Consider the following 22896-nt stretch of genomic DNA (forward strand, 5'->3'; position numbering starts at 1 on the left):
CGGCACACGCCCACGAAGGAACACCCATGATCACCACCGATGACGAGGTCCGCGCGCTCGCCGCGACCGTGACCGACCCGGAGATCCCCGTGCTCACCATCGAGGACCTCGGCATCCTCCGGGACGGGCACCTCGAGGCGGATGGCACCGTGCGCCTCACGATCACCCCGACCTACTCCGGGTGCCCCGCGATGGACGCGATCCGCGCGGACCTCGCCACGGTGTTCGCCAAGGCCGGGCACGAGAAGGTCCACGTGGACCTCGTGCTCTCCCCGGCGTGGACCACGGACTGGATGAGCGAGGCGGGCAAGGCCAAGCTCGAGGAGTACGGCATCGCACCGCCCACGGGCAAGGCCGGCCACTCCGGCCCCATCCGGCTCGGGCTCACGGTCAAGTGCCCCCAGTGCCACTCGCTCAACACCCGCGAGATGTCCCGCTTCGGCTCCACGTCCTGCAAGGCCCTCTACGTGTGCCAGGACTGCCACGAACCCTTCGACTACTTCAAGGTGCTCTAGATGACTGACCAGCTGAACGAAACTGCGGCCGAGCCGGACGAGGCCGCCGCCGACGGCACGGAGGGGACCGCCCGGCGTCGTGCGTCCTTCCACCCGCTCGAGGTGAGCGGGGTGCGCAGGCTCACCAACGACTCCATCGAGGTGACGTTCGCCGTCCCCGCCGCGCTCGCCGACGAGTACGACTACATCCCCGGCCAGTACGTGGCCCTGCGCGCGCAGTTCCCCGACGAGTCCGGGGCCCCGCGCGAGGTGCGCCGCTCCTACTCGATCTGCGCCGCGCCGCGCCGGTTCGAGGACGGTTCGAGCGAGATCAAGGTCGCCATCAAGCGGGACCTCGGCGGCGTCTTCTCGACCTGGGCCAACGAGAGCCTCGAGGCGGGCGCGACGCTGGACGTCATGAGCCCCGCCGGGGCGTTCATCTCCAAGCACCGAATGACGGGCCTCAACGACCCCAGCAGCATCGACACCGAGCGCGAGCACACGTTCGTGGCCGTGGCTGCGGGCTCCGGGATCACCCCGATCATGGCGATCGCGCGCACCGTCCTGGCCGCCGACGAGCACGTCCGCTTCGACCTCGTCTACGCCAACAAGGCCGCGATGGACGTCATGTTCGTCGAGGAGCTCGCCGACCTCAAGGACCGCTACCCGTCTCGGTTCGCGCTCCACCACGTCCTCTCGCGCGAGCAGCGCATCTCCCCGCTGCTCTCGGGCCGGGTCGACGCCGAGAAGCTCACCACGCTGCTCAACACGGTGATCCACGCCGACGACGTCGACGAGTGGTTCCTGTGCGGGCCGTTCGAGCTCGTCCAGCTCGTCCGCGACACCCTGGCCGCCCGCGGCGTCGAGCCGGAGAAGGTCCGCTACGAGCTCTTCACCACCGGCACCCCCACGAACCTCGAGGGGAACATCGGCCGCCCGGTCGTGGAGGATCCCTCGGGCGCCAACGTCGAGATCGAGTTCACGCTCGACGGCCTCACGGGCGTGGTGGCCTCGCCCGTCTCCGCGAATGAGACGGTCCTCAACGCGGCCCTGCGCGTGCGCCCCGACGTGCCCTTCGCGTGCGCCGGCGGCGTCTGCGGCACCTGCCGGGCCAAGCTCGTCTCCGGCACCGTGGACATGGCCGAGAACTACGCACTCGAGCCCGACGAGGTGGAGCGCGGCTACGTCCTCACGTGCCAGTCCCGGCCGACCTCGGACCGCGTGTCCGTCGACTTCGACGCCTAGGAGCCCGCATGATCACCCTCTCCGTGACCGATGGCGTCGCCGACGTAGTCCTCGACGCCCCCGCCAAGCTCAACGCCCTCGACGAGGCCGCGCTCCGCGAGCTCTCCGACGCGTACGACGACGCCGCTGCCGCCGCCTCCCGCGGCGAGGTGCGGGCGCTGCTCCTGCGCGGCGAGGGCCGGGCGTTCTGCGCCGGCCGCGACATCTCCGCCGTGGACCCGGCCAGCGACGACGTGCTCGGCTACCTCGGCGGCCTCGTCACCCCTCTCATGCAGAAGATGGCCGCGTTCCCCGCGCCCACGTTCGCCGCCGCGCAGGGGGCCACCCTCGGCGTCGGGCTGGGGCTCCTGCTGGCCACGGACGTGGTGTACGTGGCGGACAACGCCAAGATCGGATCGCCCTTCGCGAACCTCGGCGCCACCCTCGACTCGGGCGGCCACTGGTACTTCACCGAGCGGCTCGGCATGCACCGGGCCCTGGACCTCGTCTACACGGCCGAGCTGATGAGCGGCGCCGACGCCGTGCGCTCGGGCATGTTCTCGCGGTCCTTCCCCGCGGAGGAGCTGCTGCCCGCCACCCGGGCCATCGTGTCCCGGGTCGCGGCGGGCGCCACGGGGGCGTTCGTGGCCTCCAAGGAGCTCGTGGCGCAGGTCCGTGACCGCAGGCTGGGCCTCTGGGAGTCGATGGACGCCGAGAACAAGGCCCAGGCGGCCCTGTGCGCGTCCGAGGACTACGCCGAGGGGTTCAAGGCCTTCCAGGAGAAGCGGAAGCCGGTCTTCGCCGGCCGCTGACGGGCCCCCGGCCGCCCCGCCCGTCTGTGGGTCGCCTCCTGAGGGTCACCTTCTGGAGGTCATCTTCTGAGGGTCACCTCCCCAGCGAACCCGCAGGAGGTGACTCACAGGTCCTGACCTTCAGGAGGTGACTCCCAGACGGAGGAGGGCTCACCGGTTGCCCACCGCCCCGCGCACCGCGCCTCACCGATCGGCGAGGTACGCGTGCACGCTCGCGTGGTTCATCGCCGTGGCGGCCTGCTCCGGCTTCGGGCACTCGGCCACGATCGCCACGGACGACTGGGCGGACGGCACCGCGCGTACGGCCAGACGCATGTACGTGACGGTGCCGTCGGCGTGCGCGACCTTGAGCGCGGCCCCCGCCATGTCCACCAGCGGACCGCCCTCCGAGCCGAGGGTCGTCACGACCACGAGCCCCTGCTCGGTGACCTCCACGGAGGACGAGGCCTTCCGCTCGGCTGCGATGGCGTCAGCCAGCGCTCCGCGCGTGGCCGCCGTCTGGGGGTCGGGCGAGAGCAGCGTCGGCGAGGCGGACGCCGAGGAGGGGGCCGCCGTCGTGCGCGAGGGCGACGCCGATCCGCCGGCCTGCAGCGGCCCCGCCCGGAAGGAGAGCCGGCAGCCGGCGTCGGAGACGTAGCGCAGCTCGTCCGGGGCCGCGGTGAGGCGGTACTCGGCACTCGGCGCGGCGTGCCACACCGGCCGTGCGGTGAAGGGCAGCGGGTCGTTGAGCGCGTACGCCTGGCCCGGGGCGGACGACGGCGCCGCCGCGCCGGCCGTGCCCGGCGTCGGGCCCGGCGTGGGGGGCTGGGGGGACGGCCCCATGAACAGGGCCGCGATGGCCACGACCACGCCCACTCCGACCACGACGCACGCCGCGACGAGCACGGCGACCCACGGAGGGCGCGACGAGGGCCCGGCCGTGCCGCCGTCGTTCGCCATGGGCCCTCCTGAAGCGTTCTCCTCCAACCATCCCATGCCGCAGGGTCCTCGACGCCCCCTGGGGCCGCCGGTAGCGTGGGGGTGTCCGCCGGCCCGGCCGGTCCTGCGGCCCGACGCGACGTCAGGAGTGCCCACGTGCCTGCCTCCCGTTCCACCTTCCATCCCGCCTCCGACGGGCGGGGACGGCGAGGGCGCCGGGAGCCCGCCTCGAACGTCGAGCTGAACCCGCTCTTCAGCCGGCCCGGCGAGGCCACCGAATTCCCGCGCTTCACACTGCCCGCGGGGGAGAGCCTGCCCGGCACGGCCTACCAGGTGGTCCACGACGACGCGATGCTCGACGGCAACGCCCGCCTCAACCTCGCGACCTTCGTGGGCACGTGGATGGAGCCCGAGGCCGCCCGGCTCTACGCCGAGACCGTCGACAAGAACATGATCGACAAGGACGAGTACCCCAAGACGGCCGAGATCGAGCACCGCTGCTGGCGCATGCTCGCGGACCTGTGGAACGCGCCCGAGCCCGAGCACGCCGTCGGCACCTCGACGATTGGCTCCTCCGAGGCGTGCATGCTGGCCGGGCTCGCGCTCAAGCGCCGGTGGCAGCACGGCCGCCGCGCCGCGGGGAAGCACGCCGAGCGGCCCAATCTCGTGATGAGCTCGGCGGTGCAGGTGTGCTGGGAGAAGTTCTGCAACTACTGGGACGTCGAGGCCCGCTACGTGCCCATCTCGCACGAGCACCCCGTCCTCGACGGGCACGGGCTCTCGGAGTACGTGGACGAGAACACGATCGGCGTCGTGGCCATCATGGGCGTCACCTATACCGGGATGTACGAGCCGGTCGCCGAGATCTCCCAGGCGCTGGACGAGGTCCAGGCCGCCACGGGCCTCGATGTGCCGATCCATGTGGACGGGGCCTCGGGGGCGATGGTCGCCCCGTTCCTCGCCCCCGAGCTCGAGTGGGACTTCCGGCTGCCCCGGGTCGCCTCGATCAACACGTCCGGGCACAAGTACGGGCTCGTGTACCCCGGCCTCGGGTGGGTGGTGTGGCGGGACGCCGCCGCCCTGCCCGAGGACCTCGTGTTCCACGTGAGCTACCTCGGCGGGGACATGCCCACGTTCGCGCTCAACTTCTCCCGCCCCGGCGCGCAGGTGCTCCTGCAGTACTACCTGTTCCTCCGGCTGGGGTTCGAGGGGTACCGGGCCGTGCACGCTGCGTCCCGGGACGTCGCGGGGTACCTGGCCCGGGAGATCGGGGCCATGGACCCGTTCGAGCTGTGGAACGACGGCTCCGACATCCCAGTCTTCGCCTGGAGCCTCGCGCCGGGACACACCCAGAACTGGAACCTGCACCACCTCTCCGACCGGCTGCGGATGAACGGCTGGCTCGTGCCGGCGTATCCGATGCCGGACGGGCTCGCCGACCTGACAGTGCAGCGGATCGTGGTGCGCAACGGCTTTACCCGGGACCTCGCGGAGAGCTTCCTCGAGGACCTGCGCACCGCGGTGGCGTTCCTCGACTCCGCGGACACCCCGTTCCCGGACCCGGAGCACGGGAGCGCCTTCCACCACTGACCCCCGCGCCCCCGCGCCCCGGCCGTTTCGGGTACGCATCTCGTCGCGTTCTTGCCGTTTCGGGTACGCATCTCGTCGGCTTTTCGCCGTTGCGGGTGCGCACGACGGCGGGTTCCCGGCCCGCGCGGGTCGGGAACCCGCCGTCGTGCGTACCGGCCTGTACCAGAAAGCCCAACAGGGGCGACGAGATCTGTACCAGAAAGCCTAAAAGGGCGACGAGATGCGTACCCGAGAGCCGAAAAGGGCGACGAGATGCGTACCCGAAACGGGGGGCGGGGGAGCGGGCTGGGTCAGCGGGTGTCCAGGTCCTCGAAGACGAGGAAGGTCTGGGTGTCGAGGACGCCGGGCATGCTCTGCAGCTGGTCGAACACGACCCGGCGCAGGTCCGTGTTGTCCACGGCGCGCACGAGGATGATCACGTCGAAGTCCCCGCCGACGAGCGCGATGTGGTGCACCTCGGGGATGGCGCGCAGCCGTTCGCGGAGGTCGCGCCACGTCTGCTGCCGCACCTTCAGGGTCACGTAGGCGCTCGAGCGCAGCCCGGCCTTGAGGGGGTCGACGAGTGCCGTGTACTTCGTGATGACACCGTCCGACTGGAGCCGCGCGAGCCGGTTGTAGGCGTGCGCGCGCGAGATGTGCACGTTCTCGGCGATCGTGGTCACGGACCGTCGCGCGTCCTCGGTGAGCTGGTCGAGGATGGCGCGGTCCACGGCGTCGAGCTCCCTCGGCTCGGCCGCCGGCCGCGGAGCCTCGCGGCCGGCCTGCAGATCGTCCATCGCAACCTCCTGTGACGCAGCTCATCATGACGATTCGTCTTTAGTAGCATGCAAATCGACACCAGTATTCCATGATTTACGCCTTTGCTGCATACGAATGGCTACCGAAGCGGATACTTGAGGGGAAGTCCAGCGCCGTACCAAGGAGGAGCCATGACCCTTCCCGCCGAGGCACAGGAGGCCATCCGCAGCTTCGGGATCAGCATCGAGGACTACATGCTCCCGGTGCACGGCCGAGTGCCGCAGATCCAGATCCTCGACGAGGCCGGGAGCCTCCGTCCCGAGGACGAGCGCGGTTCCGCTCCGGGCCACGAGTACCCGATCCCCGCCGCCGAGGACCTCCTCGAGGCCTACCGCCGCCTCGTGATCGGCCGGCGCGTCAACGACCAGAACTCCGCGCTCGTGCGCCAGGGCCGCATGGCGGTCTACCCCTCGAGCCATGGCCAGGAGGCCTGCCAGGTCGCCGCCGCGCTGTGCCTCGGCGCGGGCGACTGGATGTTCCCCACCTACCGCGACGCGGTCGCCGTCATGACCCGCGGCGTCGACCCCGTCGAGACGATGACGCTCTTCCGCGGCGACTGGCACGGCGGCTACGACCCGCACGCGCACAAGGTCGGCATCCAGTCCACGCCGCTGACCACCCAGCTGCTGCACGCCGTGGGCGTGGCGCACGCGGCCAAGCTGCGCGGCGAGGACACCGTGGTCCTCGCGATGTGCGGCGACGGCGCCACGAGCGAGGGCGACTTCCACGAGGCGCTCAACTTCGCAGCCGTCTTCAACCTCCCGGTCGTGTTCTTCGTGCAGAACAACCAGTACGCCATCTCCGTGCCGCTCGCGCACCAGACGGTCGCGCCCTCGATCGCGCACAAGGCCGTGGGCTACGGGATGGCCGGCGAGCGGGTGGACGGGAACGACGCCGTGGCCCTCCTCGCCGTCCTGGACCGCGCCGTCCGCCTCGCGCGCGCCGGCTCGGGGCCGCTCCTCGTCGAGGCCTACACCTACCGCATGCAGGCCCACACCAACGCCGACGACGCCACGCGCTACCGCCAGGACGCCGAGGTGGCGGCCTGGGCCGAGAAGGACCCGCTCAAGCGGATGCGGGAGTACCTGCGCTCCGAGGGCGTGCTCGCCGAGGAGACGGAGGCCGCGTTCGCCGCCGACGCCGAGGAGGTGGCCCGCCAGCTCCGCGACGGCCTGGGGGCCGAGGCGCAGCCCGACCCGCAGGACCTGTTCCGCTACGTGTTCACCGAGCCCACCCCGCAGCTGCGCGAGCAGGCCGCGTCCCTCGCCGAGGAGCAGGCCCGCGAGCAGTCCGCCGACGAGACCACCGGAGAGGAGCGCCGAGCATGAGCACGGTCGCCGAAGCCGCCGCCGCCCGCGCGGCCGGCACCCCAGCACCCGAGGCCCTCACGTTCGCCAAGGCCCTGACCACCGCCATGGCGGACGCCATGCGCGCCGATGAGAACGTCGTCGTGTTCGGCGAGGACGTCGGCACCCTCGGCGGGGTCTTCCGCATCACCGACGGGCTCCAGAAGGAGTTCGGCGAGCAGCGCTGCTTCGACACCCCGCTGGCCGAGTCCGGCATCGCCGGCATGTCGCTCGGCATGGCGATGAACGGCCTGCGCCCCGTGATCGAGATGCAGTTCGACGCGTTCGCCTACCCCGCGTTCGAGCAGATCGCGAGCCACATCGCGAAGATGCACAACCGCACGCGCGGGGCGGTCCGCCTGCCGCTCGTGATCCGCATCCCCTACGCCGGCGGGATCGGCGGCGTGGAGCACCACTGCGACTCCTCGGAGGCGTACTACGCGCACACCCCGGGGCTGAAGGTCTTCACCCCCGCCACGGTCCAGGACGCGTACCGCATGCTCCGCGAGGCCATCGCCAGCGACGACCCCGTGGTCTTCATGGAGCCCAAGAAGCTCTACTGGTCCAAGGACCTCGTGGACCTCGCCGCCCTGCGCGCCGAGTTCGACGCCGCCGGCTCCCCGGACGGCACCCCTCGCGGCACCCCCGCAGGGACGCACGACGGCGGGCGGCGGCTGAGCGTGGACGGCGCCGCCGTGGTGGCCCGGCCGGGCACCGACGCGACGATCATCACGTACGGGCCCTCGGTGCCGACCGCACTCGCGGCCGCCGAGGCCGCGGCCGCCGAGGGGCGGTCGGTCGAGGTCGTCGACGTGCGCACCCTCGTGCCGTTCGACGACGAGACCGTCGCCGCGTCGGTGCGCAAGACCGGCCGCGCCGTGGTGGTCGCCGAGGCGCCGGGCTTCGCCTCGGTGGCCTCCGAGATCGTCGCGCGGGTCCAGGAGCGCTGCTTCCACTCGCTCGCGGCCCCGGTGCGCCGCGTGACCGGGTTCGACATCCCGTTCCCGCCGCCCAAGCTCGAGCACTACTACCTGCCCAGCGTCGACCGTATCCTCGACGCACTCGACGACCTGCAGTGGGAGGACTGACATGGCGACCGCGCTGACCGCCCAGAGCGGCACTGGACAGAAGACGTTCCTGCTCCCCGACCTCGGCGAGGGCCTGACCGAAGCCGAGCTCGTGCGCTGGCTCGTGGCCGTCGGGGACACCGTGGCCGTGGACCAGCCCGTGGCCGAGGTCGAGACGGCAAAGGCGGTCGTCGAGGTGCCCACGCCGTTCGCGGGCACCGTCGCCCAGCTGCACGGCGAGGCGGGGTCGACGATCGACGTCGGCACCCCCCTCATCACCATCGCCGAGGTCACCCCCGGGGACCGCGAGGCCACCCGTGGGGCGGCGCGCGAGGCCACCCCTGGGGCGCGCGAGGTCGGGGCGTCGGCCGGCGAGGAGTACCGCACCGAGGAGCGTGCCGGGGCGCGCCCGCCGAGCCAGCCGAGCCAGGCCTCCGGCTCCGGGAACGTGCTCATCGGCTACGGCACCCCCGCGGGAACGGCTGGCGGGCGCACCCGGCGGCGCAAGGCGGCCGCGGCGTCGTCGGCTCCCGCTTCCGTCACCGCGGCCCCGCCGCGCACGACGGCGCCGGAGCAGGCCGTGCGCGTCGTCTCGCCGATCGTCCGCAGGCTGGCCCGGGACCTCAACGTGCCGCTCTCCCTCGTCTCCGGGACGGGCCCCCACGGGCTCATCATGCGCCGCGATGTGGAGTCGGCCGGGGTGACGTCGGCATCCCAGGGGGCGACCTCGGCGTCCCCAGGGGTGACTTCGGCATCCCAGGGGGTGCCCTCGACGGCGGAGGTGGACGCGCGCACCGGGCTGGGCGTGGCCGCCAGGACCCCGGTCGCGGGCGTGCGCAAGGCGGTCGCCCAGGCCATGGTCCGCTCCCGCACCGAGATCCCCGAGGCCACGGTCTGGGTCGACGCCGATGCGACCGAGCTCGTGCGCCTGCGGGCCGACCTCAAGCGCCGCGACCCCGAATCGGCGCCGAGCCTGCTGGCATTCATCGCGCGCTTCGTGCTCGCGGGCCTCGCCAAGTTCCCGGAGCTCAACACCCGCATCGAGGGCACCGGCGACGGCGGCCAGCAGATCCTCCAGTTCGACGGCGTCAACCTCGGCTTCGCAGCCCAGACGGACCGCGGGCTCGTGGTCCCCGCCATCCGCGGCGCCCACACGATGAGCGCCCGCCAGCTCGACGGCGAGCTCCGCCGCCTCACGGCCCTCGCCCGGGACGGCAAGGCCTCGCCCGCCGACCTCACCGGCGGCACGTTCACCCTGAACAACTACGGCGTGTTCGGCGTGGACGGCAGCGCGGCGATCATCAACCACCCTGAGGCCGCGATCCTCGGCGTGGGCCGGATCATCGACCGGCCCTGGGCGGTCGACGGGGCGCTGGCGGTCCGCAAGGTCGTCCAGCTGACGCTCACGTTCGACCACCGGGTCTGCGACGGGGGCACCGCCGGCGGGTTCCTGCGGTTCGTGGCCGACGCGGTCGAGCAGCCCGGCGGCGTCCTCGCGGACCTGTAGCGGCCATGGCAGAATCGAGCACATCCTCGAACGCCCTACGGAAGGACGGCATCACCCCCATGGCTGACTGGCGAGATCTCGGAGCGAACACCTACGTCCTCGCCACGGAGCCACTGCGGCTCAACGTCGGCCTGGTCGTGGGCGAGGACCGGGCACTCGTCGTGGATACCGGCCAGGGGCCGCGCCAGGGCGCCGAGATCCTCGCCAAGGTGCGTGAGAAGACCGAGCTGCCGCTCGTCGTCGTCAACACGCACGCCCACTACGACCACTACTTCGGCAACGCCGTCTTCGCCGCCGCCGGCGCCGTGGAGTTCTACGCGCACGAGAACGCCGCGGCAGAGATCGCGGAGAACGGCGAGGCGCACCGCCCCGCGGTGGCCGAGTCGGAGCCGGAGATGGCCGCAGGCGAGGGCGAGAACACGCAGATCGTGGTGCCCACGGCGATCGTGCGCGACCAGCCGGTCCTCGTGGACCTGGGCGGGGCCTCGGTCACGCTGTTCTACCTGGGCCGGGGGCACACGGACGGGGACCTCCTCGTCGGGACCCAGTCCACCCTGTTCTCGGGCGACCTCGTGGAGGAGGGCTCCTACCCCGAGTTCGGGGACTCGTACCCGGAGGAGTGGGCAGACGCCCTGCGCCACATCTCCGCCCTCCGGAACCGGTACACGACCCTCGTGCCCGGGCACGGCGGCCTGTGCAGCGATGCCCTGGTGCGCACCATGGCCGATACGATGGCCACGGCGGTCCGCTCGGCGCTGCAGGCCACGCGGGAAACACCGGACGACGCCACCAAGGCGGTTCCGATCCTCCCGTACGGGCCCGAGCAGTCCCGGCTGTTCATCCGGCGCCTCAAGACCGCCAGCCTGGGCTGACCAGCCCGAGGGGGCGGCCGGGCCGCCGGACCGAGCCAGCGCCAGACCGCGTCAGACGCAAGGGGCCAGCATGACCGAGACTCAGCCCGACGGAGGGCGGCCGTCCTCGTCCGCGCCCATGACGCGACGCGAGGCGCGGCGGCTCCGTGAGGCAGAGGAGGCCCGGCGCGCCGCGCCGCCTCCCGCGCCGTCCGAGTCCTCGGCGCGGGAATCCTCGGTGCCGGCCGAGTCTCCGACGCCCCAGCCGCCGGCCCGCGAGACCGGCGAGCCCAGAGAATCCGGCGAGGCCAGCGAAGTCGGTGAGGCCCGCGAGACCCGAGAGGCCCGCGAGGGCCGCCCGGCGCCGTCGTCCGCACCCCCGGCGAGCACGCAGCCCGTCCCGGCGTCCGCCCCGCCCCGGCCCCGGATGCCCCCGGCACAGCCTCGGGGCGTCGACCAGGCTCCGGAGCCGCCGCCCCGGCCTGCCCGCCGCAGCGCGCCGGTGCCAGCGGACGCCGCGACCGCCGCAGTTCCGGCGGTCCGGCCCGCACCGAGCAGCCCCCCGCAGAGCGAGCCCGCACCCACCAGCCCGGCACCCTCCAGCCCGGCGCGCCCGAGGACCGCGCCCACCAGGACCGCGCCTACCAGGACGGTGCCGACCAGGACGGTGCCGACCAGGACGGTGCCGACCAGGCCCCCGGCACCGGCCCGGCTCCCGGCCGAACCGGTGGAATCGCCCGCGGGGTTCATCCGCACCGCTCCCATGCCGCCGTCGGGGGGCCTCCGCGGACTCCTGTACCGGATCAGCGGCGGCGCGATCAACCTGGGGCCCTCCGAGCAGGACCGGCAGGCTGAGCTGCTCGAGAAGCAGATCGGCCGCCGGCTCGAGGGGACCTGGAACACCGCGTTCCTCTCGCTCAAGGGCGGCATCGGCAAGACCTCCACGACGGTCGGGGTGGGGCTCACGCTTGCCGAGCTGCGCCCCGAGCCGCCGTGTGCCATCGATGCCAACCCGGACGCCGGAGACCTCGTGGAGCGCGCGCTGGGGGAGGGCTCCTACGAGTCGGAGCGGCGGCGATCCATCACGGCCCTGCTGCGGGACTTCGAGTCGGTGCAGACCCGGTCGGAGCTGCTGCGCTACCTCCACCAAGCCGGCAGCCTGCACCTGCTGGCCGGCGAGCAGGACCCCGAGCTCTCCGACTCCCTCACCGCCGAGGACTACCGGCGGGTGCACGCTCTCGTGGCGCGGCACTTCGCCGTCACGCTCACGGACTGCGGGACGGGCGTGAGCAGGCCCGCGATGCGCGGCATCCTCGAGGACGCGGACAACATCGTGGTGGTCGCCGGGTACGCGGTCAGCGGCGCCAAGCGCGCCCGGGACACCCTGCGCTGGCTGTCGGCCCACGGCTACGACCGCCTCGCGCAGGGGGCGATCGTGGTCGTGACGGACAAGGACGGGGTCTCGGCGCGCGTGGACAAGGCCGCCATCGAGGCGACGCTCTCGGGGATGTGCCGCGCCCTCGTGACGGTCCCGCACGACCGCTCGATGGCCGACGGCGACCTCGTGGCCCTCGACCAGCTCCGCCCCGCGACCCGCCAGGCCTACCGCGAGATCGCCGCGGCGATCGTCTCCGGCTACCAGCGGTAGCGGGCGCCCACCGCGCCCCGGGCGTGTGCCGCCGGCGGTGGCCCGGGACCTAGAGTGGGGGAGTGGTTCGAGAAGGCAACGATCAGTTCTCCCTGCTGTCCATCGCGGTGCCGGCCTTCGGCCCCTCGGTGCTCTTCTCCCTCGGCGAGGGCGCCGTGCTGCCCGTCGTGGCGCTCTCGGCACGGGACCTCGGCGGGTCCGTGGCCGTCGCCGCGCTCACCGTCACGCTGATCGGCCTCGGCTCGCTCGTCTTCAACCTGCCCGCATCCCTCCTGACGATCCGCTTCGGCGAACGCTGGGCGATCATCGGCGCCCAGGCCACCGGCGCCGTGGCCCTCGTGGTCGCGGCGCTCTCGCGCGAGCTGTGGCAGTTCATGCCCGCGCTCGTCGCACTGGGCATGGCCTCGAGCGTGACGAACCTCGCGCGGCAGAAGTACCTCACGGAGGCGGTGCCGCCCGGATTCCGGGCCCGCGCCCTCTCGACCCTCGGCGGCACGCTGCGCGTGGGCCTCTTCCTCGGGCCCTTCCTCGGCGCCGCCGCGATGCAGGTATGGGGCCTGCGCGGGGCGTACTGGGTGGGCGCCGCCGTGTACACGGGGGCCGCGGTCGTGGCCTGGTTCATGCCGGACCTCGAGGACGACGCCGCCGGGCCGGGCCGCGCCGTGCAGCCGCGCCTCGGGCGCATCGCGGCGACCCACTGGAAGGTCCTGGCCACGGTGGGACTGGGCGTGCTGTTCGTCTCCGCCGTCCGCCAGTCGCGCCAGGCCGTGATCCCGCTCTGGGCGGAGCACCTGGGCATGGACGCCCCGACGGCCTCGCTCGTCTACGGCATCGCCGGCGGGGTGGACCTGCTGCTCTTCTACCCGGGCGGCCGCCTCATGGACCTGCGCGGGCGGCTGGCCGTGGCGCTGCCCTCCATGCTCATCATGGGCGCGGCGCTCGTCGCGATGCCCCTGAGCACCTCCTTCTGGCCGTTCCTGCTGGTCTCCTGCCTCCTCGGCCTCGGGAACGGCATCGGCTCGGGCATGATCATGACCCTCGGGGCCGACTTCTCGCCCGCGCACGGCCGGGCCCAGTTCCTCGGGCTGTGGCGCCTCATGGCGGACTCCGGCAGCACGCTGGGCCCGGTGCTCCTCTCGGCCGTGACGGCGGCGGCGAGCCTGGGGATCGGGGTGGCGGCCGCGGGGGCGCTGGGGCTCGCGGCGGCTGGGGTCCTCGCGTGGAGCATCCCGCGCGCGCAGCGCAGTCCCGCGCAGGGCTCGTAGGGCGGCCGGGCGGGGCTGCCGGTCAGGGTCCGGTGGCGCGCCGGGTCAGCGCCGCTGGACGGCGCTCGCGAGGAGCCAGGACGCGGCACTCGCGACGAGGTAGCCGCTGATGACGATGAAGGCGCACCCCGCCCAGAAGTAGTTCGTGGTGCTGACCTCGCTGCCCAGGCCCGGCGCGATGCGGACGAGGGCCACGACCGCCACCGCCGCGGCGACGAGGCCGATCAGCGTCGGCAGCGCCACCCACAGCCGCCAGGACGCCGGGTGGCTGCCGAACCCCTCCCACGTGTTCCAGCTGCCGCCCCGGCGCAGGAGGAGCCACGCCGCGGGAGACATCACGGCGGCCACCACGAGGAACGCCGCCACCACGTCCGCCGGCCGATGCCACTGGTTCACGAGCGTTGCGATCCCCGTGCCCACGGCATACGTCCCGCCGGCGAACGCGACCAGGGGGCGCCAGCGCGGGGAGGCCACCAGGAACACGGCGGCCGCCGCCGAGGCCGCGAGCGTCGTGTGGCCGGAGGGCAGGGAGTTCCCGGCGAAGGTCTCGATGCCCCGGTACGGGCGGGTGAGGACGTCGTTCTTGAGGACCTGCGTGGCGAGGTTGGCTCCCCCCGCGGCGGCGAGGGCTATGAGCGAGGCGGCCCATCGGCGTCGTACGAGGGCGGCGTATCCGAGGCCTATGGCGCCGAGCCCCACCGAGATGAGCGGGAGGTAGTCCAGGAAGCGCAGGGACGCCTTGCTGGCGGCGCCGTAGAGCTGGGTGGCCTCCACCAGCGCCGACTCGTCGATGTACTGGCCGGTGGTGGTCCGCACGAAGAACAGGTACGTGCCCAGCAGGGCCGCGACCGCGGCGAGCGAGGCGAGCATGAAGGGGGCCAGCCGCGGCCGGCCCAGGGCCAGGTCGGGGTCCTCTGCGGGGGCGCCGGGGGGCGCTGCCTGCGTCATCTCGGGGGCTCGGATCGGGGCGGGCATGACACCCAGCGTCCCATACCCGGCTGGGGGCGGGCCAAAACTTCCAGGGGCGCTCGCGAGGGGCGGCCGAGGCCCGCACTCCACGCGCGATGTTGCTCATGCTTGGAGTCCCAGCGGGCGTCCTGCGGCGTGCCGTGCGCGTGTCGCGGAGGGGCCGCGGTGACGGTGAGCAGAATCGCCCGGCGGCTTGGCCCGGCGTGCTCCCAGCGGTCTCGGCTACCCTCGGGAGGCGTGATCAAGGACTGGTGGCAGGCGTTCCTGGACGGCTTCGTGGGCGGGTTCGCCCGCACCCAGCCCCTCGCCGTGCCGGCGTCGGAGCTGGCCCTGCTGCTCGCCGCCGCGGCCGCCCTGTGCGTCGTGCCGATCCTGTGGCGGTTCTTCGGACGGTTCGTCACGATCGTGCACGAGCTCGGGCACGCCTCCGCCGGGCTCGCCACCGGCATGCGCGTGACCGGCATCACGCTGCGCATGGACCAGGGCGGCACCACGCACGGGGTGGGCCGGGGGAGGGCCGTGTGGTTCGGCTTCTGGGGCTACCCCTCCCCGGCGGTGGTCGGGGCAGCGCTCGTCTGGGCCTCCGCCGCCGGGTTCGGCCGCGCCGCGCTCTCCCTGGCCGTGGTGCTGCTCGCGCTCGTGTTCCTCTTCATCCGCAACCTCCAGGGCGTGCTCATCCTCCTCGGGGCGATCCTCGCCGTTGCCGTGATCGTGGTGGCCGTCCCGCCGGACACCCAGGTCCACATCACCCTCGCGGTGGGCCTCGCCCTCGTGCTCGGCGCCGCCCGCGACTGGTGGAACGTGGTCACCGTCCACACGACCCGCCCGCGCGAGCTCGCCAGCTCCGACGCCTACATCCTCTCCCGCAAGACCGGCGTGCCCTCGGCCGTGTGGCTCGCCTCGTTCGCCGCGGTGATCGTGCTCGCCGGCCTCGCCTCGTGGGTCCTGCTCGACGGGGCCGTGCGTACAGTGGACACGTGATCACTGCCCCGCGCCCCGCCCTGCCGGACCTCGCCGAGCTCGAGGCGGGTGCCGCCGTCGTGCGCCTGCCGATGCGGGTCAAGTTCCGCGGCGTGACCGAGCGGGAGGCGCTCCTGGTCCGCGGGCCGGCCGGATGGGGCGAGTTCTCGCCGTTCCTCGAGTACGACGACGCTGAGGCCTCCCGCTGGCTCGCCTCCGGCCTCGAGGCAGCCTGGGAGGGCTTCCCCGAGCCGGTGCGCGACCGGGTGCCGGTCAACGCCACGGTGCCCGCGGTTCCCGCCGGCCAGGTGCCTGAGGTGCTCGCGGCGTTCGGGCCGGTGCAGGCGGTCAAGGTCAAGGTCGCCGAGCGCGGGCAGGCGCTCGCCGACGACATCGCCCGGGTCGCCGCAGTGCGCCGTGCGCTGCCCGAGGCGGACCTGCGCGTCGACGCGAACGCGGGCTGGACCGTGCCGGAGGCCGTCGAGGCGCTCGTGCGGCTCGGCGAGTTCAGCCTCGAGTACGCCGAGCAGCCCGTGCCGGGGATCAACGGCCTCGCCGAGGTGCGGGCCCTCCTCGAGGCGCGCGGCACGCCCGTGCGGATCGCCGCAGACGAGGCCGTGCGCAAGGCCGAGGACCCCCTGCGCGTGGCCCGGGCCCGCGCCGCGGACCTCATCATCGTCAAGGCCGCGCCGCTCGGGGGCGTGCGCCGGGCCTTGGAGATCGTGCGCGAGGCGGGGCTGCCCGCGGTGGTCAGCTCGGCCCTGGACACCTCCGTGGGGCTCGCGGCCGGTGTGGCGCTCGCGGCCGCGCTGCCATCCCTGCCGTACGCGTGCGGGCTCGGCACCGGGGCGCTCCTCGCGCACGACGTCGTGTCCCCGGCCCTCGTGCCGGACGGCGGCTTCCTGCCCGCTGACCGCCTCGCCGAGCGTGCTGTGCCGGACCCCGAGCTGCTCGAGCGGTACGCTGCGCCCCGGGAGCGCCGGAAGTGGTGGCTCGACCGTCTCCGCCGGTGCTACGCACACCTGGCCGCCGGGCACTAGGGCTGGCCTCGCCTCGCCCACTGTCCGCCGAGGCGACGCGGGGTCACTTCTCGACCGACGCGGGGTCACTTCTCGACCGACGCGGGGTCATCTCTCGAGGGATCCGGGGTCACTTCTCGGTCGACGCGGGGTCAGGTCTATGGAAGGTGACCCCGGGTGCGGGTGAAGGTGACCCCGGGTGCGGGTGAAGGTGACCCCGGGTGCGGGTGAAGGTGACCCCGGGTGCGGGTGAAGGTGACCTCGGGTCGTCGCGCCGCGCCCCTCGGTGGTCCAGGTCCTCCCGGCGGTCCACGCCAGGTAGCCCGGTGGCCCGGCGCGGCCAAAACCCTACGATGGGGATGTGAGTCCCCTCAGTTCCCTCGACGCCGCCCGCGAGGCAGTCTCGGCGCTGCTCGCGGGCGGCGTCCGCTGCGTCGTCGTCTGCCCCGGCTCCCGGAGCGCACCGCTCGCGTACGCGCTCGCCGAGGCCGAGGGGCGAGGGCACCTCGAGCTCGTGGTCCGGATCGACGAGCGGGCGGGCGGCTTCACGGCGCTCGGCGCCGCCCTCTCCTCGGGGCGGCCGACGGCGGTCGTCACCACGAGCGGCTCGGCCGTGGGCAACCTCGTGCCCGCCGTCATGGAGGCGAACCATGCCGAGGTCCCGCTGATCGTCCTCTCGGCGGACCGACCCGAGGAGCTGCACGGGACCGGGGCCAACCAGACCACAGAGCAGTTCGACCTGTTCGGCGAGCACGTCCGGTTCGCCGCCACGGTGGAGGCGGGGGCCTCGCCGTCGTCCCCGGTCCGGACCGCGCTCTCCGCGGCGACCGGCGCGCTCGAGGGGGTGCCCGCCGGCCCCGTGCAGCTGAACCTGTGCTTCCGCGAGCCGCTCGTGCCGGAGGACGGCTGGGAGCCGCCGCACGGCGGATGGGACGCCCCGCCGGTGCAGCCGTACGCGTACCGCAGGCCGCCGGTCGCGGCGCTCGGCGGCCTGCCGCCGCGGCGCACGGTGGTCCTCGCCGGGCACGGCGCCGGCCCGCTCGCCGAGGCCTTCGCGGCCGCCCACGGCCTGCCCCTGCTGGCGGAGCCGACGTCCAACGCCCGCTTCGGCGGCCATGCCGTGGGCCCCTACCGCCTCCTGCTCGAGGGCCATCCGGGCGCGCTCATCGAGCGCGTGGTGCTGTTCGGGCGCCCCACGCTCTCCCGGCCGGTGACGGCACTCCTCGCGCGCGAGGGCGTCCAGACCGCGCTCTACCACGCCCGCCCCGCCGCATGGTTCCGTGAGGGGCGGCGCCGCGAGCGGCTCATCGACGACCTCGACGTGCTCTCCGGCTTCGCCGGCCGCGGCGCCGAGGGCTGGCTCGACGCGTGGCTGCTCGCGGGCGCCGCCGCGCAGGAGGCCGTGGACCGGATCATCGCCGGCCCGGGCGCCGTGCTCACCGGCCCCCGCCTCGCCCAGCTCGTCTGGGAGACCTCGCACGGCCAGCTCATGCTCGGATCCTCCAATGGGATCAGGGACGTTGACCTCGCCGCGTCCCCGCCCACCCAGCCGCTGGCCCGCGTGTTCGCCAACCGCGGGCTCGCCGGGATCGACGGGGCCATCTCGACGGCGACGGGCCTGTGGCTCGGCAGGCGCACCGCGACCACGCTCTTCCTCGGCGACCTCACGCTCCTGCACGACGCGGGCGGCCTGCTCATCGGCGACGGGGAAGCGGAACCGGACCTGCGCGCCGTCGTGCTCAACGACGCCGGCGGCGCCATCTTCGGCGTCCTCGAGCACGGCCGCGTGGGCGGCGACCCGGACGCCCGCCCGGGCGCCGCGGCCGCCGTCGAGCGGCTCTTCGGCACGCCGCACCACGCCGACCTCCGCGCCCTCGCGGCCGCGTACGGGGTGCGGCACACCCTCGTGCGCACGAGCGCGGAGGCCGCCGCAGCGCTCTCGGGTCCCCGGCGGGCCGGGCGCGAGATCATCGAGGCGCGCCTCGACCGGGCCGGGCTGCGGGGGCTGCACGCGAGGATCCGGGCCGCCGTCGAGGATGCGGTGGGCGTCCGTTCGTGACCTTGGGCACGCGCGTCTGGGATTCCGGAAACCACCCTGGGCTGCGGGCTTGCGCCCAAGGGCGCAAATATTGTCCAATGATGAACATTAGTTGTCTGTGATGCACATCTCACCGACCCTCTCACAGGGGTAGGATGGGACGTCGCTTAGCACTCTCGACACGTACCTGAAAAGTAAAGGTAGAGATATGACTTTCTCCGCGAAGCTCGCGGCCAAGGGCGCAGCCGTGCTCGCCGTCGGTGCCCTTGCCCTCACGGCCTGCACCAACGCCTCCGAGACCGGCGGCGGGGCGAGCAAGCCCTCGGGCTCGGCGTCGGCGTCGTTCGACCCGAGCACGGTGACCAAGGACGACTCCCTCGCCTCGCAGGTCCCGGCCGCGCTCAAGTCGAAGGGCACGCTCGTGGTCGGCTCCGACACCTCGTACGCCCCGGCTGAGTTCCTCGGCGGCTCGGACAACCACACGCCGATGGGCTACGACGTGGACCTCGCCAAGGCCATCGGCGCCACTCTGGGCCTCAAGACGGACGTGCAGACCGCGGACTTCACCGGCATCCTCCCGGCCCTCGGCCCCAAGTACGACCTCGGCATCAGCTCCTTCACCATCAACAAGGAGCGCCTCGCCGCAGTCAACTTCGTGAGCTACTTCAACGCCGGCACCGCCTGGGCCGTCCAGAAGGGCAACCCGAAGAAGTTCTCCCTCGACGACGTCTGCGGCAAGACCATCGGCGTCCAGACCGGAACCGTGCAGGAGGACCCGGACCTCAAGGACCGCAACGCCAAGTGCACCGCGGCGGGCAAGCCGGCGATCAACATCGTCTCGCTCAAGGCCCAGACGGACCTCAACACCCGCCTCGTCAACGGCAGCATCGACGCCATGGCGGCCGACTCGCCGATCATCGGCTACGCCGTCCAGCAGACCAAGGGCGCCGTCGAGAAGATCGGCGACACCTACGACTCCGCGCCCCAGGGCATCGCGATCGCCAAGAGCGACACGGCGCTCGCCGACCTTGTCCAGAAGGTCATGACCAAGCTCATCGCCGACGGCACCTACAAGAAGATCCTCGACACGTGGAACAACTCCGAGGGCGCGGTCACCAAGTCTGAAGTCAACCCGACTCCCTCCTCGTGATTGACATGACCACGCATCGGACTGAGACAGTCCAGACGTCCAAGGGCGGCGCACCGGAGCTCATCAAGGCGGTCCCGGTGCGCCACCCCTGGCGGTGGGTGGGGGCCGCCGTCATCCTCGTGATCGTGCTCCTCGCCGTCCAGAGCCTGGCGACGAACGAGAACTTCCACTGGGACACCTACGTCCTGTACATCCTCGACGTGAACGTGGTCCGGGGCGTCGGGTGGACGCTCCTGCTCACCGTGCTCTCGATGGTCCTGGCGATCGTGCTCGCGGTCCTGCTGGCGTTCATGCGCCAGTCGGACAACCCGATCTTCCGCTGGTCGTCCTGGTTCTGGGTCTGGTTCTTCCGCGGCACCCCGGTGTACACCCAGCTCATCTTCTGGGGCCTCGTCTCGGTGCTGTACCCGAAGATCGCGGTGGGGGTCCCCTTCGGGCCCGAGCTGTTCAGCTTCACCACGCAGGACCTCCTGAACGCCTTCTGGGCCGCAGTGCTCGGCCTGGGCCTGAACGAGTCCGCCTACCTCGCGGAGATCTTCCGCGCGGGCCTGAAGTCCGTGGACCGGGGCCAGAGCGAGGCGGCGGAGGCTCTCGGCATGCGCGGGACCAAGATCATGTGGCGGATCGTGCTGCCGCAGGCCATGCGGGTGATCGTGCCGCCCACCGGCAACGAGACGATCGGCATGCTCAAGACCACCTCGCTGGTCCTGGCCGTCCCGTTCACTCTGGACCTCACCTTCGTCACGAACACCCTGGCCAACCGCACCTACCTGCCGATCCCGCTGCTCATGGTGGCGGCGACGTGGTACCTGCTCGTAACGAGCATCCTCATGGTGGGGCAGCACTACATCGAGAAGTACTACGGCAAGGGCGTGGACAACCTCGTCCCCGCCCCGGTGAACGCAGCGGCGGCCAAGGCCGCGGCGGCAGGGCTGGGGCCGGCGTCGGACACCATGCCCGGCGGCCCGACCGTGGCCGGCAAGGACATCGAGGAGAGCGGACGATGAGCGCAGCAGCTGCCGAGGGCACGCACCGCGTCGCCCCCGGGACCCAGGAGATCGTGCGCGTCGAAGGCGTGCACAAGTACTTCGGCCACCACCACGTGCTCCGCGGGATCGACATGACGGTTAAGCAGGGCGAGGTGGCGGTGCTGATCGGCCCCTCCGGCTCCGGCAAGTCCACGCTCCTGCGCTGCATCAACCACCTCGAGACGATCAGCGCCGGCCGGATCAGGGTCAACGGCGAGCTCATCGGGTACCGCGAGCACGGCGGCAAGCTGCACGAGCTCACGCTCAAGGAGGTCGCCCGCCAGCGCCGCAACATCGGCATGGTGTTCCAGCGGTTCAACCTGTTCGGGCACAAGACCGCCCTGGAGAACGTCATCGAGGCGCCGATCCAGGTCAAGGGCCAGAACAAGGCCACGGCCAAGAAGCGCGCCCTCGAGCTCCTCGACCAGGTCGGGCTCTCCGACCGGGCCGGCCACTACCCGGCCCAGCTCTCCGGCGGCCAGCAGCAGCGCGTGGCCATCGCACGGGCCCTGGCGATGGAGCCGGAGCTCATGCTGTTCGACGAGCCCACCTCGGCCCTGGACCCGGAGCTCGTCGGCGACGTCCTGAACGTCATGAAGGACCTGGCGGCCTCGGGCATGACCATGATCGTGGTCACGCACGAGATCGGCTTCGCCCGCGAGGTCGGCGACACCCTGACCTTCATGGACGGCGGCGTCGTGGTCGAGTCCGGCAACCCGCGGGACGTCATCGCCAACCCGCAGCACGAGCGCACCCAGGCCTTCCTCGGGAAGGTCCTCTAGCGCGAGAGACCCCGCAAAGCACGGCCAGAGACCCCGCAACACCATCAGGAGGTTGCGGGGTCTCTGGCGTTCGGCTGAGGGCCCCGCGTCAGCGCTCGACGCCCAGGGCCTCGAGCATCGGGCGGAACTTGGCCCACGTCTCAGCCAGCTCGGCGGTCGGCTGGGACGCCTCCACGATCCCGCACCCGGCGTACAGGCGCATCGAGGTCGGCGTCTCGATGACCCCGCCCCGCAGGGCGATGCCCCACTCGCCGTTCCCGGCGGCGTCGAGCCAGCCGACCGGCCCCGCGTAGGGCCCGCGGTCCAGCGCCTCGAGCTCGCGGATGAGCGCGCCGGCGATCGAGGTCGGGGTGCCGCAGACCGCGGCGGTCGGGTGCAGCGCGTTGACGAGCGCGAGCGAGGTCGGGATGTGCCCCTCGACGTCGACGAGCTCGGCCTTGACGTCTGAGGCGAGGTGGTACACGTTGGGCAGCTCGAGGATGAACGGCTCGTCGTGGGCGTTCATGGCCTCGGAGAAGGGGGCGAGCGCCGTGGTCAGGGACTGGATGGCGATCTCGTGCTCGTGGCGCTGCTTGGGCGAGCCGGCGAGCACGCGCTCCGCGTACTCGAGGCCCTGGCCGTTGGCGTCGCGCCGGTCGATCGTGCCCGCGAGGACCCGCGCCTGTGCGGTGCGCCCCTCGACCTGGATGAGCATCTCCGGGGTGGCGCCCACGAGCCCGTCCACCCCGTACACCCACGTGTCCCGGTAGGACGCGGCGAGCCGGCGCAGCACCTCGTGCCGCTCGATCCCGCTGCCTCGGTGCACCACGATGTCCCGGGCGAGCACGAGCTTCTCGAGGTCGCCGGCCGCGATCCGCTCCACCCCGGCGGCCACGGCGTCCATCCACCGCTGCTCGCCCAGCGATCCGGGGGAGAGGGTGACCGGCCCGCGGCCGGCGCTGTCCGCGCCCGAGTCCGCGCGCGCCGTCGTGCGTCCGTCCCCGCCCGCACCGCCGGCGGTGCCGAGGACGCGCACGACGGCGGCGTGCACCCCCGCGTCGGTGGGCTCCGTCCCGTCGCTGGTCACCAGCGTGGCCCAGGCGGCGCCGTCGCGGATGCCGATCACGAGCTCTGGGACCACGAGGCGGGAGAGGAAGTGGGACGTGCGGGAGAAGGCGAAGCTGCCGAACGCGAGCAGGCCGGTGCCCGGGTGGCCCACGCGGTCCACCACCTCGGCCTCGAGCGTGAGCTGCTTCCACCACGCCTCGGCATCGATGAAGCGGTCGGCGCCGGTGGCCGTGAAGCGGGCCGCCTCGCCGAACCCGATCTGGCCCTCGCCGCGGCGGATCCAGCAGTGCACCTCCGCGTCGGTGAGGCCTGCCGCGAGGTCGGTGGCGCCGAGGGCGGCCGGGCCCAGAGTGACCGTGAGGGCGCGCAAGGGGTGCTTCATG

Annotated in this window: 21 protein-coding genes; 16 read left to right on the top strand and 5 right to left on the bottom strand. The window is 72.9% G+C overall.

What is annotated here, in order from left to right:
- Nucleotides 1-26 precede the first annotated feature (26 nt).
- The 3 genes from paaD to ACVWWH_RS01095 are packed head-to-tail and all read left to right on the top strand — an operon-like array spanning nucleotide 27 to nucleotide 2530.
- Nucleotides 27-515, top strand: coding sequence for a 1,2-phenylacetyl-CoA epoxidase subunit PaaD (gene paaD / locus ACVWWH_RS01085; RefSeq protein ID WP_066499883.1), 489 nt, complete (start codon nucleotides 27-29; stop codon nucleotides 513-515).
- Nucleotides 516-1739, top strand: a complete 1224-nt coding sequence (gene paaE / locus ACVWWH_RS01090) for a 1,2-phenylacetyl-CoA epoxidase subunit PaaE (protein WP_066499882.1) — start codon at nucleotides 516-518, stop codon at nucleotides 1737-1739.
- Nucleotides 1740-1747: 8 nt separating this feature from the next.
- Entirely contained in the window at nucleotides 1748-2530 is a 783-nt protein-coding gene (locus ACVWWH_RS01095) for an enoyl-CoA hydratase/isomerase family protein (protein ID WP_457315311.1), read from the top strand.
- Between the two features lie 183 nt (nucleotides 2531-2713).
- On the opposite strand, the gene ACVWWH_RS01100 is transcribed toward ACVWWH_RS01095, so the two are convergent.
- A complete protein-coding gene (locus ACVWWH_RS01100) occupies nucleotides 2714-3469 on the bottom strand; it encodes a hypothetical protein (RefSeq protein ID WP_457315312.1) in 756 nt (251 codons plus the stop codon).
- 219 nt (nucleotides 3470-3688) lie between these two features.
- On the opposite strand from ACVWWH_RS01100, the gene ACVWWH_RS01105 reads away from it, so the two are divergent.
- Nucleotides 3689-5038, top strand: a complete 1350-nt coding sequence (locus ACVWWH_RS01105) for a glutamate decarboxylase (protein ID WP_457315516.1) — start codon at nucleotides 3689-3691, stop codon at nucleotides 5036-5038.
- A 290-nt stretch (nucleotides 5039-5328) separates the two neighbouring features.
- Here the strand turns inward: ACVWWH_RS01105 and ACVWWH_RS01110 are convergent, their stop codons facing one another.
- Nucleotides 5329-5814 carry an Lrp/AsnC family transcriptional regulator gene (locus ACVWWH_RS01110; protein WP_457315313.1) on the bottom strand — a complete coding sequence of 162 codons (486 nt, stop codon included), beginning with the start codon at nucleotides 5812-5814 and terminating at the stop codon, nucleotides 5329-5331.
- Between the two features lie 153 nt (nucleotides 5815-5967).
- On the opposite strand from ACVWWH_RS01110, the gene pdhA reads away from it, so the two are divergent.
- From pdhA to ACVWWH_RS01130, 4 genes are read left to right on the top strand one after another with little or no spacing between them, the layout of a single operon-like run.
- The gene (gene pdhA, locus ACVWWH_RS01115; RefSeq protein WP_457315314.1) at nucleotides 5968-7164 is read left to right on the top strand and encodes a pyruvate dehydrogenase (acetyl-transferring) E1 component subunit alpha; all 1197 of its coding nucleotides are present in this window, start codon (nucleotides 5968-5970) and stop codon (nucleotides 7162-7164) included.
- Nucleotides 7161-8270 (top strand): alpha-ketoacid dehydrogenase subunit beta, encoded by a 1110-nt coding sequence (locus ACVWWH_RS01120; RefSeq protein ID WP_066499860.1) that lies wholly within the window; start codon nucleotides 7161-7163, stop codon nucleotides 8268-8270. The genes pdhA and ACVWWH_RS01120 overlap by 4 nt, the downstream gene beginning before the upstream one ends.
- 1 nt (nucleotide 8271) lies before the next feature.
- Entirely contained in the window at nucleotides 8272-9756 is a 1485-nt protein-coding gene (locus ACVWWH_RS01125) for a dihydrolipoamide acetyltransferase family protein (RefSeq protein WP_457315315.1), read from the top strand.
- Between the two features lie 59 nt (nucleotides 9757-9815).
- The gene (locus ACVWWH_RS01130) at nucleotides 9816-10628 is read left to right on the top strand and encodes an MBL fold metallo-hydrolase (RefSeq protein WP_457315316.1); all 813 of its coding nucleotides are present in this window, start codon (nucleotides 9816-9818) and stop codon (nucleotides 10626-10628) included.
- A gap of 81 nt (nucleotides 10629-10709) precedes the next feature.
- On the opposite strand, the gene ACVWWH_RS01135 is transcribed toward ACVWWH_RS01130, so the two are convergent.
- Nucleotides 10710-11357, bottom strand: coding sequence for a hypothetical protein (locus ACVWWH_RS01135; RefSeq protein ID WP_457315317.1), 648 nt, complete (start codon nucleotides 11355-11357; stop codon nucleotides 10710-10712).
- Between the two features lie 13 nt (nucleotides 11358-11370).
- Between ACVWWH_RS01135 and ACVWWH_RS01140 the strand changes: the two genes are divergently transcribed.
- Entirely contained in the window at nucleotides 11371-12255 is an 885-nt protein-coding gene (locus tag ACVWWH_RS01140) for a MinD/ParA family ATP-binding protein (protein ID WP_066499851.1), read from the top strand.
- Between the two features lie 62 nt (nucleotides 12256-12317).
- On the top strand, nucleotides 12318-13520 hold the full coding sequence (locus tag ACVWWH_RS01145) for an MFS transporter (protein WP_457315318.1): 1203 nt from the start codon (nucleotides 12318-12320) through the stop codon (nucleotides 13518-13520).
- 45 nt (nucleotides 13521-13565) lie between these two features.
- Here ACVWWH_RS01145 and ACVWWH_RS01150 read toward each other — a convergent pair whose 3' ends face one another.
- Nucleotides 13566-14495, bottom strand: a complete 930-nt coding sequence (locus ACVWWH_RS01150; protein WP_457315319.1) for a phosphatase PAP2 family protein — start codon at nucleotides 14493-14495, stop codon at nucleotides 13566-13568.
- Nucleotides 14496-14726: 231 nt separating this feature from the next.
- Between ACVWWH_RS01150 and ACVWWH_RS01155 the strand changes: the two genes are divergently transcribed.
- From ACVWWH_RS01155 to ACVWWH_RS01180, 6 genes are all read left to right on the top strand, one after another.
- A complete protein-coding gene (locus tag ACVWWH_RS01155) occupies nucleotides 14727-15470 on the top strand; it encodes a M50 family metallopeptidase (RefSeq protein WP_457315320.1) in 744 nt (247 codons plus the stop codon).
- Nucleotides 15471-15541: 71 nt separating this feature from the next.
- Nucleotides 15542-16489 (top strand): o-succinylbenzoate synthase, encoded by a 948-nt coding sequence (locus ACVWWH_RS01160; RefSeq protein WP_457315517.1) that lies wholly within the window; start codon nucleotides 15542-15544, stop codon nucleotides 16487-16489.
- Nucleotides 16490-16829: 340 nt separating this feature from the next.
- Nucleotides 16830-18527: a 2-succinyl-5-enolpyruvyl-6-hydroxy-3-cyclohexene-1-carboxylic-acid synthase gene (gene menD / locus ACVWWH_RS01165; RefSeq protein WP_457315321.1), complete on the top strand. Its 1698-nt coding sequence runs from the start codon at nucleotides 16830-16832 to the stop codon at nucleotides 18525-18527.
- Between the two features lie 187 nt (nucleotides 18528-18714).
- Complete coding sequence (locus ACVWWH_RS01170; protein ID WP_066499844.1) at nucleotides 18715-19656, top strand: ABC transporter substrate-binding protein; 942 nt, start codon at nucleotides 18715-18717, stop codon at nucleotides 19654-19656.
- Between the two features lie 5 nt (nucleotides 19657-19661).
- On the top strand, nucleotides 19662-20663 hold the full coding sequence (locus ACVWWH_RS01175) for an amino acid ABC transporter permease (protein ID WP_084249582.1): 1002 nt from the start codon (nucleotides 19662-19664) through the stop codon (nucleotides 20661-20663).
- The gene (locus ACVWWH_RS01180) at nucleotides 20660-21466 is read left to right on the top strand and encodes an amino acid ABC transporter ATP-binding protein (protein WP_276508650.1); all 807 of its coding nucleotides are present in this window, start codon (nucleotides 20660-20662) and stop codon (nucleotides 21464-21466) included. Before ACVWWH_RS01175 ends, ACVWWH_RS01180 begins: the two co-directional genes overlap by 4 nt.
- Before the next feature lie 88 nt (nucleotides 21467-21554).
- Here ACVWWH_RS01180 and ACVWWH_RS01185 read toward each other — a convergent pair whose 3' ends face one another.
- A complete protein-coding gene (locus ACVWWH_RS01185; RefSeq protein ID WP_457315322.1) occupies nucleotides 21555-22895 on the bottom strand; it encodes an isochorismate synthase in 1341 nt (446 codons plus the stop codon).
- Between the last annotated feature and the right edge of the window lies 1 nt (nucleotide 22896).

The organism is Sinomonas sp. RB5, from assembly GCF_054063535.1.